This is a genomic window from Polaromonas sp. P1_F8, from assembly GCF_056405635.1.
The window spans coordinates 114,493-130,630 of the sequence record NZ_JBFUBS010000004.1; the positions used below are offsets into that span (position 1 = coordinate 114,493).

The following is a 16,138-nucleotide window of genomic DNA, read 5'->3' on the forward strand; positions in this document are numbered from 1 at the left end:
CATGAACCTTCACCACCCCACCACGATGCCGCAGCCAGACGGTTGACGCGCACGTCCACGACCCTGTGCCCTGTGAATTTGCTGCCCTGTTGAAGACGATGTCTTCTCGGGCCTGGGCGAACTTTGCCCGTGAATATCCATACGGCGGTGATTGATCTATCGCCATCAACAAAATGACTTGAGGAGTGAGGAATGAACTACAAAATGGTTTGCTTGGCAGCGGTTGCCGCCGGTGCAATAACCCCTGTTGCCGCGCTCGCACAGAGCACGGTGACGATTTACGGAAAAATCGATACGAGCTTTGAAAATTCGAAGACCGGCTCCGTATCGCAAGCGCTTGTTACGGGCAACGCGTCCCGGTTCGGCTTCAAGGGAACCGAGGACCTGGGCGGAGGGCTCAAGGCCTTCTTCGGGATCGAGGCTGCGATCTCTTCCGACACCGGGGCGACGACCTCGCCGATGTACCGCAACTCTTTCGTGGGGATAGGCGGTGACTTCGGAGTGGTCAACATCGGGCGTATCGACTCGGCCGCACCGAGCCGCACGCCAATCTATGCAATTCTCAGCCGCAATGTGGAGTACGTTATCCACGACGGCGGCGCCACCGCCATCGGTACATCCATTTTCAATGCACGCTCACGTGTGTCCAATGCCATCGGCTACGCCAGCCCAGTGATCGGCAACTTCGTTTTCCGCGCCGGCCACTACCTCAATGGTGAAGGCCTGACCGAAGCCCCGGCGGGCCCGATCCGGTTTGAAAGCGACTACAAGCAGACCGACGTCTCGCTGAGCTACGGTGAAGGCGGCGGCCCGTTGGGCCTGGGTGTCGGCTACGGAAAGGACAGCAAACGCGGGGGTGCCTTGCTCAATGATTTCAAGAACAAGTGGATGCTGGTGGGCTCCTACGACTTCGGCGGGATCCGGGCCTGGGCGGTTTACAACCGTGACAACTTTCAGGGCAATGCGCTGTCGCGCAGCAAGGTGGCGGCGCAGATGATCGGCGCCTCGTGGGACATCACGCCCAGCAGCAAGGTCATGGCCAACTACATCCGCAAGGATGTGCAAAGCGATCCTGCGGCCAAGCTCAAGCGCTTCCAGGCGGGCTACTCCTACAAGATGAGCAACCGCACTTCGCTGTACGCCTTCTACGATCGAAACGATCCCAACAACCGTGTCGCCAATGACGTGATCCGCGTTTACGGCGTGGGCATTCAGCACAACTTCTGAGCGCACAAAGGCACGCGATCAGTATCTGGTCCGCAAAGCCCGCCTCCGGCGGGCTTTTTTCATCAATGCACCGGCCAAGCCTTGGGCAAATTCAATCAATGGGTGTCAACACCCCCTAGTCCCCGCACAGGCCTTTTTCAACCATGTCCAGCAGATGCTCGCCGATCTGCTGCATCTGCGGACCGATGAGAGGGCCCAGCGGGCCGTCGATCACCAGCATGGCCAGGCCGTGCACCGCCGACCAGGCGAGGAATTCGGCGCCAGGGCGGCGTTCGGGCGACAGCACACCCGCACTCACGAGTTTGTCGAGCGCGGCGCCCAGCAGCTCGAACGGGTCCAGGCCGCTTTCCCCTTTGCGCTCGGCATTGGCCGGCGCGCCCTGGGCCCTTTCTTTCAAATCATCCGAGGGGCCAAAGGCCGTGCGGAATAACCCGCTTTCCGCCTGCGCGAAACGCAAATAGCCGGCGCCGACGGCGCGCACGTTGGCGCGGGCGAATTCGGCTGGCGGCAAACCCCGGGGCAGCGCAGCCAGTTCGGCCTCCATCGCGCGGGCCACGGCCGCCAGCGCGGCTGAACGAACCGCATACAGCAAGGCCTGGCGGTTTTCGAAATGCCGGTAGGCCGCGTTGGGCGCAACGCCCGCGCGGCGCGTGGCTTCGCGCAGCACCACGGCCCCGGGCCCGCCGGCGCGGGCCAGCTCCACCCCGGCTTCCAGCAGGGCACGCCGCAGGTCGCCGTGGCGGTAAGTGCTGCGGGGCGGCGGGACTGGCTGGGAGGGAGGCGCACTCGACATGGCTTGTTACTTATTTATGTGGACAGTGTTCATTATCTTTGCTATTCTTTTGTGGACGGTGTACACAATACTGCTGATTTGGCCACCGCACAAGGCCCGCAAGCCTTTAACGATTCTTTAAACGCTCTTCTTTCAAGGAACCAGACCATGCAGAAAATCACCCCCTTCCTGTGGTTCAACGACCAGGCCGAGGAAGCCATGAATTTTTATGTTTCGATCTTCAAGAACTCGAAGATCACCATGCTCAGGCGCTACGGCAAGGAAGGCCCGGGCCCGGAGGGTTCGGTCATGACCGGCAGCTTCCAGCTTGAAGGCCAGGAATTCATGGCGCTCAACGGCGGCCCGCACTTCAGCTTCACGCCGGCTATTTCGCTGTTCGTGGACTGCAAGACGCAGGAAGAGGTGGACGAGCTCTGGGACAAGCTCTCCGCGGGCGGGGCACCCAACCAGTGCGGCTGGGTCCAGGACAAATTCGGCCTGTCGTGGCAGATCATCCCCACCGCGCTCGGCGACATGCTGGGCGACAAGAACCCGGCCAAGGCCGGCGCCGCCATGAGCGCCATGCTGAAGATGCGCAAGATCAATATCAAGGAACTCCAGGAAGCCTATGACAGGGCCTGAAGAAGCACCTACTCATTCAATCATTCAAGGAGAAACCCGTGACGACCAAGATGTTTGTGAACCTGCCCGTGAAAAACCTGAACCAATCGGTGAAGTTTTTCACCGCGCTGGGCTTCAAATTCAACCCGCAATTCACCGATGAAAACGCCACCTGCATGATCGTGAGCGAGGAAAGCTTCGTCATGCTGCTGGTCGAGAACTATTTCAAGACCTTCACCCCCAAGCCGGTGAGCGACGCACGCAAAAGCACTGAGGTGCTGATCTGCCTTTCCTGTGACAGCCGCCAGGAAGTCGACGAGATGGTCAGCAAGGCCGTGGCTGGCGGCGCGACCACGCCCAACAAGGCACAAGACCACGGATTCATGTACCAGCACGGCTTTGAGGATCTGGATGGTCATCTCTGGGAGCTCGCCTGGATGAACGTTGAAGCCCACGCTGCGCAAATGAGTGCCTGAAAAAAATCCCCCAACCTTATCAACCCACGAAGGAGTCCATCATGCTGATCCAGTCTTACCTCTTTTTTAACGGCCGCTGCGAAGAGGCCATCGAGTTTTACGGCAAGGCGCTTGGCGCCGAAGTGAAGATGATGATGCGCTTCAAGGAGAACCCGGAACCCATGACCGAAGGCTGCGGGCCGGACGGCGGCGCCATCCCGGGTGAGAACATCATGCACGCCAGCTTCAGGATCGGCGAAACGGAAGTGATGGCCTCCGATGGCATGGGCAACAGCAAGCCGGAATTCAAGGGCTTCTCGCTCTCATTGACTGCGGCCAGCGATGCCGAAGCGCAGCGCCTGTTCAAGGCATTGAGCGACGGCGGCAAGGTAGAGATGCCCATCATGAAGACCTTTTACGCTTCGTCTTTCGGCATGGTGGAAGATCGCTTCGGCGTGTCGTGGATGGTCATCAAGCCTCTGCCCATGCCCTGATGGGAAGGCCCATGCAATTCCTGCTGATCATTTGCCACGACGCGGCCTTCGCGCCCACGCCGATGCTGGTGGCCGACATAGGCGCCTGGGTCCGGGACATGGAAAGCCGCGGCATCCTCAAGCACGGCAACCCGCTGCGCCCGCCCGGAGACGCGATGACGGTGCGGGTGCGCGGCGGCAAGCGCGCGGTAACCAATGGCTCCTTCACCGATAGCGCGGAAAAAATGGCAGCCTACGGGCTGATTGAATGCGCCGGCATGCAGGAGGCGATCGACATCGCAGCCGGCCATCCCATGGCCAGGGCCGCGACCATAGAGGTCAGGCCGGTGTGGTCCGACCTGCCGCGCATGGCGGCCTGAAAATCAACGATGAAATGAGTCTGCATGAAGCTTTATTACTCGGACACGCTGAACCCGCGAAAAACCTGCGCCGTCGCCAGGCATTTGAAGCTGCCGGTGGAGTTCATCTACGTGGCGCTGGAAAAAGGCGAGCACCGTACGCCGCAGTTCCGCGCAATGAACCCCAATGCCAAGGTGCCCGTGCTGGTGGACGGCACCACGACCTTGTGGGAGTCGAATGCCATCATGTGCCACCTGGCGGAGAAAGCCGGTTCCGACCTGTGGCCACGCGACCAACGCCAGACCGAGGTGATGCGCTGGCTGATGTGGGATGCCACCGAGTTCGCGCCGGCCGCCGGAACGTTTTATTTCGAGCACATCATCAAGCCGCGCTTCCTGCAGCGCGAGGCCGACCCGGCCGAGATTGCGAGGGTGACTCCGACCTTCGAGCGCTACGCAGGCGTGCTCGAAGCGCACCTGAAGGGGCGCGAATACCTCGTCGGCGACGCACTGACGGTGGCCGACTTTGCGGTGGCCATCACCCTGCCGTATGCCGAAAAGGCTCACTTGCCGCTGAACAATTTCCCGGAAATCCGGCGCTGGCACGACCGGCTCAATCAGCTGCCGGCCTGGCGTGAGCCCTTTCCCGAATGACGGCACGGTTAAGCACCTTGTACCCGCCGCTGAAAACAAAAAAGCCGGCGAGCGCTCACGCGTTCGCCGGCCCGTGCGAAAGAACCTTAGCGAGCAGGCGCGGGAACGATCACAACCGTGTCACCCGTGGCACCGGTTCTGCCGGTCTTTCCGGTGTCGCCAGTCGCGCCGGTAGCACCTGTTGCGCCTTCATAGCCGGTAGAGCCCGTCGCTCCAGTCGCACCGGTAGCGCCGGTCGGGCCGGGAATACCAACGCCAGCGCCCGTGGCTCCCTTGGCGCCGTCAGTGCCGGTGGCACCCGTGGCGCCCGCAGGACCTGCAGGCCCCGGCACGGTGACAACTGCCGCAGGCGGCGCGACAACCGTCCGCTCACAGGCAACAAGGCCCAACGTTGCGACCAGTGTGGATAAAAGTAATGCGTGTTTCATTGTCATAGTGATCCTCTGGGAAAATTCGCACCAAGGTGCGTCAACAGTTCGTTCCTGCCTTGACCGTGAACTGTTTTTTTTACGGATCATGTGCATGAAACCGATACCAGCCACAACGCTTTTGCTGAAGGTCACACATTCGAAAACCGCCAACGGCTGCCGTATGCCTGGCCCTCTTGAAAGAATCATTTCTGATGCAGACAACAGGATGAGTGCTCAAGGTACCCATTGGCAAGCGCCCATGCTGTAGGACGGGCCCACGACAGCGTGTCCCGAATCGGCAGCATCGCCAACACGCGCAACCACGTCCAGTAGTGCAAACTTCAAGCTGAACTTTCGCCAAAGCCGCGACCACTGCCAAAACCCATTCTTCATTCACACCAGACAACAAGGCAAGGACATCCATGACTGCAACTTCTTCAACCAGCCCCGTGGCCGTCGTAACAGGGGGTGCACGCGGCATTGGTCTTGCCATCGGGCAATGGTTTCTGGCCAATGGTTACCGTGTGGCGCTTCTGGATATCGACAGCGACACGCTGCTCCCCGCCGCTGCCGCCATTCAGGATGCAGGCCGCGTACTGGCGGTGCACTGCGACGTGGCCGACCCGGCACAGGTGCAATCGGCCATGGAGAAGGTGGACGCCCGCTTTGGCCGTATCGATGCGCTGGTCAACAACGCCGGCATCGCGGTGTTCAAGCCTATCGGTGAGACAACATTTGAAGAATGGCGCCGGGTTTTGGGCGTCAACCTGGACGGCGCATTTTTGTGCAGCCAGGCCTGCGCGCCCATCATGAAGCGCACGGGCGGCGGCAGCATTGTCAACATCGCGTCGATCTCGGGCTTGCGCGCAAGCACGCTTCGCGTGGCGTACGGCACCAGCAAGGCCGCGCTCATCCAGCTGACCAAACAGCAGGCGGTTGAGCTGGGCACCGTCGGCATCCGGGCCAATGTGATCGCGCCCGGGCCGGTGGACACGGAAATGGCCAAGCTGGTTCACAGCGTGGCGATCCGCTCTGACTACCACGACGTGATTCCGCTGGGGCGCTACGGCACCGTGGAAGAAATCGCATCGGCCGTGGGCTTTTTGTGCAGCCCGGCAGCCAGCTATGTCAATGGCCAGGTGCTGGCGGTGGATGGTGGCTTTGAGTCTGCCGGTGTCGGCTTGCCGACGCTGAGAAAAAACCAGGGGGCCTGAGCACGCCGTCTTGAAAACCCTGCTCCCGGCTTTTTCAGCCTTGCTCTATAGAATGATTCGGGTCTCTTCTGGCGTCACATTCTGGCGCCGCTTTCTTGTCAGGATGCCGCGTGCAACCCATTATTTCCCTTCAGAAACTCAGCAAAACTTACGCTTCGGGCTTTCATGCGCTCAAGTCGGTGGACCTGGACATCCAGCGCGGCGAGATTTTCGCCCTGCTCGGCCCCAACGGCGCGGGCAAGACCACCTTGATCAGCATCGTCTGCGGCATTGTCAATCCCAGCTCGGGCAGCGTGACAGCCGATGGACATGACGTCGTCCGGGATTACCGCGCCGCCCGCGCCAAAATCGGGCTGGTGCCCCAGGAGCTTTCGACCGATGCGTTCGAAACCGTCTGGTCCACCGTGAGCTTCAGCCGGGGCCTGTTCGGCAAGCCGCCCAACCCGGCCTACATTGAGAAAGTGCTGCGCGACCTTTCGCTGTGGGACAAGAAGGACAGCAAGATCATGGCGCTTTCCGGCGGCATGAAGCGCCGGGTATTGATCGCCAAGGCGCTGTCGCACGAGCCCACCATCCTGTTCCTCGATGAGCCCAGCGCGGGCGTCGACGTCGAGCTGCGCAAGGGCATGTGGCAAATGGTGCGGGAGCTGCGTGACAGCGGCGTCACCATCATCCTGACCACACACTACATTGAGGAAGCCGAGGAAATGGCAGACCGCATTGGCGTCATCAACAAGGGCGAGCTGATTCTTGTCGAAGACAAAACGGTTCTGATGCGCAAGCTGGGCAAGAAGCAATTGAGCCTGCAACTGCAAACGCCGTTGCAAAGCATTCCGCAGGCGCTGGCAGGGCTGCCGCTTGAACTGACGAAAGAGGGCCACACCCTGGTCTACACCTTCGACACTCAGACCGAGGAGACGGGTATTGCGGCATTGCTCAAGCAGCTGGCCGAACTCGGCATTGACTTCAAGGACCTGCATTCAAGCGAGAGTTCGCTCGAAGACATCTTCGTGAGCCTGGTGCATGCCGACAAACCGGGCGCCCAGAAGGAGGCCGCATGAACTGGCACGCCATCCGCGCTATTTACCGCTTTGAAATGGCGCGCACCTTCCGCACGCTGATGCAATCCATCGCCTCGCCGGTGATCTCGACCTCGCTGTACTTCGTGGTCTTCGGCGCGGCCATCGGTTCGCGCATGGGAGACATCGACGGCATCCGCTACGGTGCCTTCATCATCCCCGGCCTCGTCATGCTGTCGCTGCTCAACGAGAGCATCTCGAACGCCGCCTTCGGCATCTACATGCCGAAATGGTCGGGGACAATTTACGAACTGCTGTCGGCGCCGGTGTCGTCCATGGAAGTGGTGATGGGTTATGTGGGCGCTGCGGCGAGCAAGTCCGTCATGCTGGGGCTACTGATCCTGGCAACGGCGCGCCTCTTCGTGCCTTATGAGATCGCGCACCCTTTCTGGATGCTGTGCTTCCTGCTGCTGACCGCGCTGACCTTCAGCCTGTTCGGTTTCATCATCGGGCTGTGGGCCGACAACTTCCAGAAGCTGCAGATTGTGCCGCTGATGGTGGTGACGCCGCTGACTTTCCTCGGTGGCGCGTTTTATTCGATCAACATGTTGCCGCCGCTGTGGCAAAAGATCGCCCTGTTCAATCCGGTGGTCTACCTGATCAGCGGATTCCGCTGGAGTTTTTACGGCGTGGCCGATGTCAACGTAGGCATCAGCGTGGCGGCCATCATGGGCTTTCTGGGGCTGTGCCTCGGCGCGGTGTGGTGGATCTTCCGTACGGGCTGGAAGCTGAAGGCCTGAGGAAGGGACAGGCGATTGATGACAACGCCCTATAGATGCTATTGATTTTATAGCTGCTTGCGCTTTCTACATAAGGTCCACAAGCATATTTCCCTTAAACCGCCAAGGCCGGGCCGGCCAGGTGGGCTGGCGGTGCAGCTTGAAAGGACAGCGGCCAACCTTATATGTGTTCTTTGAAAGTTTCACGCCAGAAAGGCCTCTTCATGCCTGCCGACCCCACCGCAAGTTCTGTCGCTCACTCCGCCGCCCATCCAGTCCTCCAGGTCAAGCCACTCGGCTTTCCGTGGGCAACGCTCGACCCGTTCCTCTTTTGCGTGTACCACGACGACGCCTACCCTCGCGGCAATGCGCAGATGGGCCCGGACGCCTCGCTCGCGGGGCGCAACATCGGCCAGGACTTTGCCCGCAAGGACGGCTGGAACATGTACCACGGCAGCACGGTCCCGGGCTTTCCCGCGCACCCGCATCGCGGCTTTGAAACCGTGACCATCGTGCGTAAGGGCCTGATCGACCATTCCGACTCCCTGGGCGCGACAGCGCGCTTTGGCCGCGGCGACGTGCAGTGGCTGACGGCCGGCAAGGGCGTGGTCCATTCCGAGATGTTCCCGTTGCTGGACCCGCAAAATCCCAATCCACTGGAGCTGTTCCAGATCTGGCTGAACCTGCCGGCGGCCGGCAAGATGAGTGAGCCGCACTTCACCATGTTCTGGTCGCAGGACATTCCACGCCTGGACATCAAGGATGCCGAAGGGCGCGGCACCGAAGTGGCCGTGATTGCCGGCCGTATTCAAAATACCCAAGCCGCGCCACTGGCGCCGCCGCCGGATTCGTGGGCGTCGCAGGCCAAGGCCGACGTGGCGATCTGGACGATTCGCATGGCGCCCGGCGCACGCTGGACGCTGCCCGCCGCAACAGGCGAAGGCACCCGGCGCCAGCTGTATTTTTTCAAGGGGCAGTCGGCAACGGTGGGCGGCCAGGCGGTGAACGTGGACAGCGCCATCGAGCTGAGGGCCGGCATGGACGCAGAGATCATCAACGGCGGCGAGGAAGCCGAATTCCTGATGCTGCAAGGCAAGCCCATTGGTGAGCCGGTGGTGCAGTACGGCCCGTTTGTCATGAACACGCAAGCCGAAATTGCACAGACCATGGCGGACTACCAGCGCACGCAGTTTGGTGGCTGGTCGTTTGGCGATGACGCGCCGGTGCATGGGCGGGAGCCGGCGCGCTTTGCGCGGCACCCGGGCGGACGCGAAGAGCGGCCGACGGGCGACTGACGGCCGAGCAGCGCCTCGCTGCTATATTTTTAATAGCTGCCCGCGCTTGTTCTTAGCCGCTCCGGGGCACTTTTCGCATAACTCCGGCATTACCAGTCAACCTCCCCGCAGTACCCCCAGGCAATATCGGGTTTCGCAAACGCCGCCTGTGGGGTGCGGCAGCAGACGCCTACACTCCCGCCAACACAAGGAGATGCCATGAGCCAGGAGCCCAACTCCCAAGCGGTCAAAAACGAACTGAATGCGCTGGCGCAGGCGTTCTTTCGCGCCGTCTCGTTTGAGCCGGGCAGCGTGCCGCCTTACGATGACATTCACGCGCTCTTCATCGACGCAGGCCTCCTGATCAAGAACACAGGAACCGCACCCGAGATTTCCAGCGTGCGCGAATTCATCGCGCCGCGGCAGGCTCTGGTGGACAGCGGCAGCCTCACGCGCTTCAGGGAATGGGAGCTGTCGGAAACCACGCAGATCTTCGGCAACATTGCCCATCGCTACAGCGCTTACGGCAAGGCCGGCACGATGAACGGCGAGGCATTCGAGGCGCGCGGCATGATCTCGACGCAGTTCGTCAAAACGCCTGAAGGCTGGAAGATGAGCGCGATGGCCTGGGACGATGAACGGCCCGGCCTAAGTTTGCCGGACTGACTGACTGGCCACTCAGAGAGGCATCAACCCTGCGTTGACCGCCGCCTCATCCAGCGCGGCAAAGGTCATGTTGTGGCGCTCCGTCAGCGGCCCGCCGCCGGGCACCACATGGCCGTCTGCGGTGTAGCCAATGGCCTTGAACTTCCACACGCCGCCAATCAGCTTGAGTTGGCCCGCCAGCTCGCCGTTGTCCAGATGAACACTCACCACTTGTTCGTTAATTTTTTTGAGGGTCAGGGGCATCGACATTAACCTTTCCGGGTGATGGGCGGCCGAAGTATTGCGCCAAGACAAAAAAAGCGCCCGAAGGCGCTTTCTTATTGGCGATGTCGAAGTGAATTACTTCGCCACCACGCGGACCATTTCCAGGCACTTGTTGGAGTAGCCCCATTCGTTGTCATACCAGGCGACGACCTTGATGAAGGTGCCGTCCAGCGCGATGCTGGCGTCAGCGTCGAAGATCGACGTACGGGCATCGCCGCGGAAGTCGGTGGCAACGACCTTGTCTTCGGTGTAGCCCAGGATGCCCTTGAGTGCGCCTTCGCTTTGCGCTTTCATTTCGGCGCAGATTTCCTTGAGCGTGGCTTCCTTGTTGAGCTCGCAGGTCAGGTCAACCACCGACACGTCGGAGGTGGGCACGCGGAAGGACATGCCGGTCAGCTTCTTGTTGAGCTCGGGGATCACCACGCCTACGGCCTTGGCCGCGCCGGTGGACGACGGAATGATGTTTTCCAGGATGCCGCGGCCGCCGCGCCAGTCTTTGTTCGACGGGCCATCCACGGTTTTCTGTGTGGCCGTGGCCGCGTGCACGGTCGTCATCAGGCCGCGCTTGATGCCCCATTTGTCGTTCAGCACCTTGGCGATGGGCGCCAGACAGTTGGTGGTGCAGCTGGCGTTGGAGATGATCGCCTCGCCCTTGTAGGTCTTGTCGTTGACGCCGAAGACAAACATCGGGGTGTCGTCTTTGGACGGTGCCGAGAAGATGACCTTCTTCGCGCCGGCGGCAAGGTGCTTCTCGCCGGAAGCCTTGTCGAGGAAAAGGCCCGTGGACTCCAGCACCACGGTGGCGCCGATGTCGCCCCACTTGAGGTTGGCGGGGTCGCGTTCCTGCGTCAGGCGGATCTTCTTGCCGTTGACGATCAGCGTGTTGCCTTCAACGGACACATCGCCTTCGAAGCGGCCGTGCACCGAGTCGTACTTCAGCATGTAGGCCAGGTACTCAGGCTCGAGCAAATCATTGATGCCGACGATTTCAATGTCGCCAAAGCTTTTGATGGCCGAGCGAAACACGTTGCGGCCGATACGGCCAAAACCATTAATGCCAAGTTTGATAGTCATCTGCTGTTGCTCCTGGAAGTTGAAATCTTGTTGAATTGGGCGGCCGTGTCCGTTATCCGCGTGTTTACTTGCGCAGTACCTTGCGCACGGTGTCGGCCACGTTCTCAGCGGTAAAGCCGAAGTGCTTGAACAGCACTGGCGCGGGCGCCGATTCACCGTAGCTATCGATGCCCACCACGGCGGCGCAGCCGTATTTCCACCAGCCGTCCGTCACGCCCATTTCCACCGCGATGCGGGGGATGCCTTCTGGCAGCACTTCGGATTTGTACGCCGTTTTTTGTTTGTCAAACGTCGTGTTGCTGGGCATGGAGACCACGCGCACTGCGATCTTGTGGGCGGCGAGCAGCTCCTGCGCTTTCAGCGCGAGTTGCACTTCGGAGCCGGTGGCGATGATGACGGCCTGGGCCTTCTTGTTCAGGCCCACTTCGGCGGGTTCGGCCAGCACATAAGCGCCCTTGCTGATTTCACCGAGGTCGTTCTTCGGTGCGTAAGGCAGGTTCTGGCGGCTCAGCAGCAATGCCGTCGGCTTGTTCTTGTTCTCGAGCGCGACGGCCCATGCGACGGCGGTTTCGGCCGTGTCGCCCGGACGCCAGACGTCCAGATTGGGAATCAAACGCAGGCTGGCCGCGTGCTCAATCGACTGGTGCGTCGGGCCGTCTTCGCCGAGGCCGATGGAGTCGTGCGTGAAGACGTGGATGACGCGGATCTTCATCAGCGCGGCCATGCGGATGGCGTTGCGGCTGTAGTCGCTGAAGGTCAGGAAGGTGCCGCCGTACGGAATGAAGCCACCGTGCAGCGCAATGCCGTTCATGATGGCGGCCATGCCGAATTCGCGCACGCCGTAGTTGATGTGGCGCCCGCCCGCGCTCACGCCTTCGGCATTGGCCGTCAGCACGACTTCGCCGTTCATGTCAAAACGCAGGTTGGGCGTGGACTTGGTGTTGGTGAGGTTGGAGCCGGTCAAATCGGCCGAGCCGCCCAGCAACTCTGGCAGGCCGGCGGTGAAGGCTTCGAGTGCGAGCTGCGAAGCCTTGCGGGAGGCCACGGTTTCGGCCTTGGTGTGCGCGCCGATGACGGTGTCGACAGCCAGTTGCGAGAAACTCTTGGGCAGCTCGCCTTTCATGCGGCGCGTCAGCTCGGCGGCGAGAGCAGGGTGCGCAGCCTTGTAGGCAGCAAATTTCGCGTCCCAGGCGGCTTCCGCAGCGAGGCCCTTGGCCTTCGCGTCCCACGCGTCGTAGGTTTCCTTCGGCACTTCAAACGGCGCATGCGGCCAGTTGAGGGCTTCGCGCGTGAGCTTGATTTCTTCGGCGCCCAGTGGCTCGCCGTGAGCCTTGGCAGTGTTTGCGCGGTTGGGCGAGCCTTTGCCAATGTGGGTCTTGCAGATGATCAGCGTGGGCTTGTCGTTCGATTTTTTGGCGCCTTCGATGGAGTTGGCCACCAGCTCGGCGTCATGGCCGTCGATAGGGCCCAACACGTTCCAGCCGTAAGCGGCAAAGCGCACAGCGGTGTTGTCGATGAACCAGGGCGCGACCTGGCCGTCAATCGAGATGCCGTTGTCGTCGTACAGCGCGACCAGCTTGTTCAGCTTCCACGCGCCGGCGAGCGCAGCCGCTTCGTGGCTGATGCCTTCCATCAGGCAGCCGTCGCCCATGAACACATAGGTGTTGTGGTCGACGACGGTGTGGCCTTCGCGGTTGAACTCTTTGGCGAGCAGCTTTTCAGCCAGCGCCATGCCGACCGCATTGGTCAGGCCCTGGCCCAGCGGGCCGGTGGTGGTTTCAACGCCGGGGGTGTAGCCGTATTCGGGGTGGCCGGGGGTTTTGCTGTGGAGCTGGCGGAAGTTCTTGAGTTCGCCGATGGGCAGTTTGTAGCCGGTGAGGTGCAGCACGGCATAAATCAGCATGGAGCCGTGGCCGTTGGAGAGCACAAAACGGTCGCGGTCGAACCAGTTGGGGTTGTGCGGGCTGTGCTTGAGGTGGCGGCCCCAGAGGGCGACTGCCATGTCGGCCATGCCCATGGGGGCGCCGGGATGTCCGGAATTGGCTTGTTGAACAGCGTCCATTGCGAGTGCGCGTATCGCATTCGCCATCATTTGCGTATTGGCCATGTAGGCAGCTCCGGGAGGGGGAAAGATCAGGGGTAACCCGGTATTTTACCGTTTGGGCCCAGCCCGCCGGTTTGGCGGGGGTTTGGCCCCGATTTGGCTGGACGGCCCCTCGCCATGAACTAAAGTCGGGGGGATGCAAGGCCTTCACCTGACCGCCGACCTTTACAAATGCCGCTGCGACCCGGCCTGGCTGACCGACGCTACCCGACTGGGCGACTGGTGCGTGCAGGCGGTGCAGGCAGCCGGCCTGCAGGCCGTTAACCAGCTGTTTCACACTTTTCCCGACACCGTGCACGGCCCAGGCGGCATCACGGCCACTGTGCTGCTGGCCGAGTCGCATGTGTGCGTGCACACCTGGCCTGAACAGAAAGCCGTGACGCTGGACGTCTATGTGTGCAACTTCGGCGGCGACCACTCCGCCCGGGCACGCGGCCTGATGGATGCGCTGGTGCGCCGCTTTAACCCCGAATGGACCGAGCAGCGGTCGCTGGACCGGGGCGATACGCAATGACCGGCGCACCCATCAAGGCCATGATCATGGCCGCCGGCCGTGGCGAGCGCATGCGGCCACTGACCGACACCACGCCCAAACCCTTGCTGGCGGTGCGCGGCAAGCCGCTGATTGACTGGCAGGTTGAGGCGCTGGTGCGCGGTGGCTTTGCCGACCTGGTCATCAACACGGCCTGGCTGGGCGAACAGGTTCCGGCCCATTTTTCGGCGCTTTCTTCAAGCCATTTCGGGCTCCAGCCCAATAAGGACGGGCGCAAGCAGCTATCAATTTCATACTCGCACGAAGGCGTGGATTTTGGTGGCGCACTGGAAACCGCGGGCGGCATTGCGCGTGCGCTGCCGCTGCTGGGCGACATTTTCTGGGTGCTGGCAGGCGATGTGTTTGTGCCCGGCTTTGAATTCACCCAGGCCGCCGTCACCCGGTTTGCTGCAGGCAACAAGCTGGCCCACCTCTGGCTGGTGCCCAACCCCGCACACAACCCGAAAGGCGACTTTGGCCTCAGCCCCGACGGCCTGGCGCTGAACCTGCCCAAGGACAGCCCGCAGCCCAAATTCACTTACAGCACCATCGGCCTGTACCGGCGCGAACTGTTCGACAGCCTGCCCTTCGGCAACCCGCAGGGCCTGAAAGCCCCACTGGCACCGCTTTTGCGTACGGCGATGGACAATCAGGCCGTGAGCGCCGAGCTGTATGAGGGCGCCTGGACCGATGTCGGCACACCGGCGCGGCTGCACGAGTTGAACCAAACCACCACGATCTGAAGCACTAAAGCGGAACGCACATGAGCACCACCACGATCTACGAAAAACGCCGCGCCGCCATTGCCCGCGCCCTGAAGGCGGCCGGCGGCGGCATCGCCCTCTTGCCCACCGCGCCCGAATACCCGCGCAACCGCGACAGCGACTTTCCCTACCGCCACGACAGCTACTTTTATTACCTGACCGGCTTCAGCGAACCCGACAGCTGGCTGGTGATTGAGGCCAGCGGCAAGACCACGCTGTTTTGCCGGCCCAAGGACCTCGAGCGTGAGATCTGGGACGGCATTCGCCTGGGCCCCAAGGCCGCGCCCGCCGCGCTGGGTGTGGACGCCGCCTTCAGTGTGGAAGCATTGGAAGAAAAAATGCCTGGGCTGCTGAGCAACCAGAGCGCCGTGTGGTTTCCATTTGCCACACACAAGGGCCTGGAAACCCAAGTGGACGGCTGGTTGAACAAGGTGCGCGCCCGCGTGCGTTACGGCGCCGAGTGCCCGCAAAGCCAGCACGATTTGTGCAAGCTGCTCGACGAAATGCGGCTCGTCAAAGACAGCCATGAAGTCGCGATCCTCAAGCGTGCCGGCAAGATTTCAGCCGGTGCCCACGTACGCGCCATGCAGACCTCCGCCGCCATGCTGCGCAACGGTGCCAACGGGAAACTGAAGGGCGGCCTGCGTGAATACCACCTCGAAGCCGAACTGCTGCACGAGTTCCGCCGCCATGGTTCGCAGTTTCCGGCGTACGGCAGCATCGTCGCCGCCGGCGCCAACGCCTGCATCCTGCATTACCGCGCCGGCGATACGGAACTCAAACCCGGCCAGCTGTGCCTGATCGACGCCGGCTGCGAACTGGACGGCTACGCCAGCGACATCACCCGCACCTTCCCCGCCGACGGCAAGTTCACGCCGGCCCAGCGCACGCTGTACGACATCGTGCTGGCCGCGCAGGACGCCGCGGTGAAGGTGACGAAACCCGGCAAGCGTTTTCTGGACCCGCACGATGCGGCGACGCGCGTACTGGTGGAAGGCATGCTGGACACCGGCCTGCTCGACAAAAAGAAGCACGGCAAGGTCGACGACGTGCTCGAGTCCGGCGCCTACCGCCAGTTTTACATGCACCGCACGGGCCACTGGATGGGCATGGACGTGCATGACTGCGGCGACTACACCGAGCCCGGCAGCAAGCCGCGCGAGGAAAAAGACGCCCTGGGCCAGACCGTGATGCGCAAGCCCTCACGCATCCTGCGGCCCGGCATGGTGCTGACCATCGAGCCCGGTATTTATGTACGCCCCGGCAAGAACGTGCCCAAGGAGTTCTGGAACATCGGCATCCGGATTGAGGACGATGCGCTGGTGACCGCCAAGGGCTGTGAGCTGATGACGCGGGGTGTGCCGGTGGATGGGGATGAGATTGAGGCGTTGATGAAGGGGTGATAGGGCGCTTTCTGCCGTGGGTTGAGCGGCCGCCCTCAATAGCGCTATCAATTTAATAGCTGCTTGCGCTCATC

At 61.8% G+C, this 16,138-nt stretch carries 19 protein-coding genes; 14 read left to right on the plus strand and 5 right to left on the minus strand.

The window, feature by feature from the left end:
- Positions 1 to 192: 192 nt before the first annotated feature.
- Positions 193 to 1,227 carry a porin gene (locus AC1D1J_RS15465; RefSeq protein ID WP_477695160.1) on the plus strand — a complete coding sequence of 345 codons (1,035 nt, stop codon included), beginning with the start codon at positions 193 to 195 and terminating at the stop codon, positions 1,225 to 1,227.
- 115 nt (positions 1,228 to 1,342) lie between these two features.
- Here the strand turns inward: AC1D1J_RS15465 and AC1D1J_RS15470 are convergent, their stop codons facing one another.
- Positions 1,343 to 2,020, minus strand: coding sequence for a TetR/AcrR family transcriptional regulator (locus tag AC1D1J_RS15470; RefSeq protein ID WP_477667088.1), 678 nt, complete (start codon positions 2,018 to 2,020; stop codon positions 1,343 to 1,345).
- A gap of 147 nt (positions 2,021 to 2,167) precedes the next feature.
- Here AC1D1J_RS15470 and AC1D1J_RS15475 point away from each other — a divergent pair, with 147 nt between their 5' ends.
- From AC1D1J_RS15475 to AC1D1J_RS15495, 5 genes are read left to right on the plus strand one after another with little or no spacing between them, the layout of a single operon-like run.
- Complete coding sequence (locus AC1D1J_RS15475; protein WP_477670496.1) at positions 2,168 to 2,641, plus strand: VOC family protein; 474 nt, start codon at positions 2,168 to 2,170, stop codon at positions 2,639 to 2,641.
- 50 nt (positions 2,642 to 2,691) lie between these two features.
- Positions 2,692 to 3,096: a VOC family protein gene (locus tag AC1D1J_RS15480; protein WP_477688225.1), complete on the plus strand. Its 405-nt coding sequence runs from the start codon at positions 2,692 to 2,694 to the stop codon at positions 3,094 to 3,096.
- A gap of 41 nt (positions 3,097 to 3,137) precedes the next feature.
- On the plus strand, positions 3,138 to 3,569 hold the full coding sequence (locus AC1D1J_RS15485) for a VOC family protein (RefSeq protein ID WP_477695161.1): 432 nt from the start codon (positions 3,138 to 3,140) through the stop codon (positions 3,567 to 3,569).
- A gap of 11 nt (positions 3,570 to 3,580) precedes the next feature.
- Positions 3,581 to 3,928 (plus strand): YciI family protein, encoded by a 348-nt coding sequence (locus AC1D1J_RS15490; RefSeq protein WP_477688167.1) that lies wholly within the window; start codon positions 3,581 to 3,583, stop codon positions 3,926 to 3,928.
- Between the two features lie 24 nt (positions 3,929 to 3,952).
- The gene (locus AC1D1J_RS15495) at positions 3,953 to 4,561 is read left to right on the plus strand and encodes a glutathione S-transferase family protein (RefSeq protein ID WP_477688168.1); all 609 of its coding nucleotides are present in this window, start codon (positions 3,953 to 3,955) and stop codon (positions 4,559 to 4,561) included.
- Positions 4,562 to 4,647: 86 nt separating this feature from the next.
- On the opposite strand, the gene AC1D1J_RS15500 is transcribed toward AC1D1J_RS15495, so the two are convergent.
- Positions 4,648 to 4,995 (minus strand): collagen-like protein, encoded by a 348-nt coding sequence (locus AC1D1J_RS15500; protein ID WP_477695162.1) that lies wholly within the window; start codon positions 4,993 to 4,995, stop codon positions 4,648 to 4,650.
- 398 nt (positions 4,996 to 5,393) lie between these two features.
- On the opposite strand from AC1D1J_RS15500, the gene AC1D1J_RS15505 reads away from it, so the two are divergent.
- The 5 genes from AC1D1J_RS15505 (at position 5,394) to AC1D1J_RS15525 (ending at position 9,923) form a co-directional block, all read left to right on the plus strand.
- A complete protein-coding gene (locus tag AC1D1J_RS15505) occupies positions 5,394 to 6,185 on the plus strand; it encodes an SDR family NAD(P)-dependent oxidoreductase (RefSeq protein ID WP_477695163.1) in 792 nt (263 codons plus the stop codon).
- Positions 6,186 to 6,295: 110 nt separating this feature from the next.
- Positions 6,296 to 7,246: an ABC transporter ATP-binding protein gene (locus AC1D1J_RS15510; RefSeq protein ID WP_477695164.1), complete on the plus strand. Its 951-nt coding sequence runs from the start codon at positions 6,296 to 6,298 to the stop codon at positions 7,244 to 7,246.
- Complete coding sequence (locus tag AC1D1J_RS15515) at positions 7,243 to 8,004, plus strand: ABC transporter permease (protein ID WP_477649495.1); 762 nt, start codon at positions 7,243 to 7,245, stop codon at positions 8,002 to 8,004. Before AC1D1J_RS15510 ends, AC1D1J_RS15515 begins: the two co-directional genes overlap by 4 nt.
- A gap of 203 nt (positions 8,005 to 8,207) precedes the next feature.
- A complete protein-coding gene (locus AC1D1J_RS15520; RefSeq protein ID WP_477695165.1) occupies positions 8,208 to 9,278 on the plus strand; it encodes a pirin family protein in 1,071 nt (356 codons plus the stop codon).
- Between the two features lie 198 nt (positions 9,279 to 9,476).
- Entirely contained in the window at positions 9,477 to 9,923 is a 447-nt protein-coding gene (locus AC1D1J_RS15525; protein WP_477695166.1) for a hypothetical protein, read from the plus strand.
- 12 nt (positions 9,924 to 9,935) lie between these two features.
- On the opposite strand, the gene AC1D1J_RS15530 is transcribed toward AC1D1J_RS15525, so the two are convergent.
- The 3 genes from AC1D1J_RS15530 to tkt all read right to left on the minus strand — a co-directional run bounded on the left by AC1D1J_RS15530 (position 9,936) and on the right by tkt (position 13,368).
- Positions 9,936 to 10,166: a hypothetical protein gene (locus tag AC1D1J_RS15530; RefSeq protein WP_477688172.1), complete on the minus strand. Its 231-nt coding sequence runs from the start codon at positions 10,164 to 10,166 to the stop codon at positions 9,936 to 9,938.
- A 96-nt stretch (positions 10,167 to 10,262) separates the two neighbouring features.
- A complete protein-coding gene (gene gap / locus AC1D1J_RS15535; protein ID WP_477688173.1) occupies positions 10,263 to 11,261 on the minus strand; it encodes a type I glyceraldehyde-3-phosphate dehydrogenase in 999 nt (332 codons plus the stop codon).
- A gap of 64 nt (positions 11,262 to 11,325) precedes the next feature.
- Positions 11,326 to 13,368 (minus strand): transketolase, encoded by a 2,043-nt coding sequence (tkt, locus tag AC1D1J_RS15540; RefSeq protein ID WP_477695167.1) that lies wholly within the window; start codon positions 13,366 to 13,368, stop codon positions 11,326 to 11,328.
- A gap of 133 nt (positions 13,369 to 13,501) precedes the next feature.
- On the opposite strand from tkt, the gene speD reads away from it, so the two are divergent.
- Genes speD through AC1D1J_RS15555 form a run of 3 tightly spaced genes read left to right on the plus strand, consistent with a single transcriptional unit; the run spans position 13,502 to position 16,064 of the window.
- Complete coding sequence (speD, locus tag AC1D1J_RS15545; RefSeq protein ID WP_477651193.1) at positions 13,502 to 13,879, plus strand: adenosylmethionine decarboxylase; 378 nt, start codon at positions 13,502 to 13,504, stop codon at positions 13,877 to 13,879.
- Positions 13,876 to 14,640 (plus strand): N-acetylmuramate alpha-1-phosphate uridylyltransferase MurU, encoded by a 765-nt coding sequence (murU, locus tag AC1D1J_RS15550; protein ID WP_477695168.1) that lies wholly within the window; start codon positions 13,876 to 13,878, stop codon positions 14,638 to 14,640. The genes speD and murU overlap by 4 nt, the downstream gene beginning before the upstream one ends.
- Positions 14,641 to 14,660: 20 nt before the next feature.
- Positions 14,661 to 16,064, plus strand: a complete 1,404-nt coding sequence (locus AC1D1J_RS15555) for an aminopeptidase P N-terminal domain-containing protein (protein ID WP_477695169.1) — start codon at positions 14,661 to 14,663, stop codon at positions 16,062 to 16,064.
- Positions 16,065 to 16,138 lie beyond the last annotated feature (74 nt).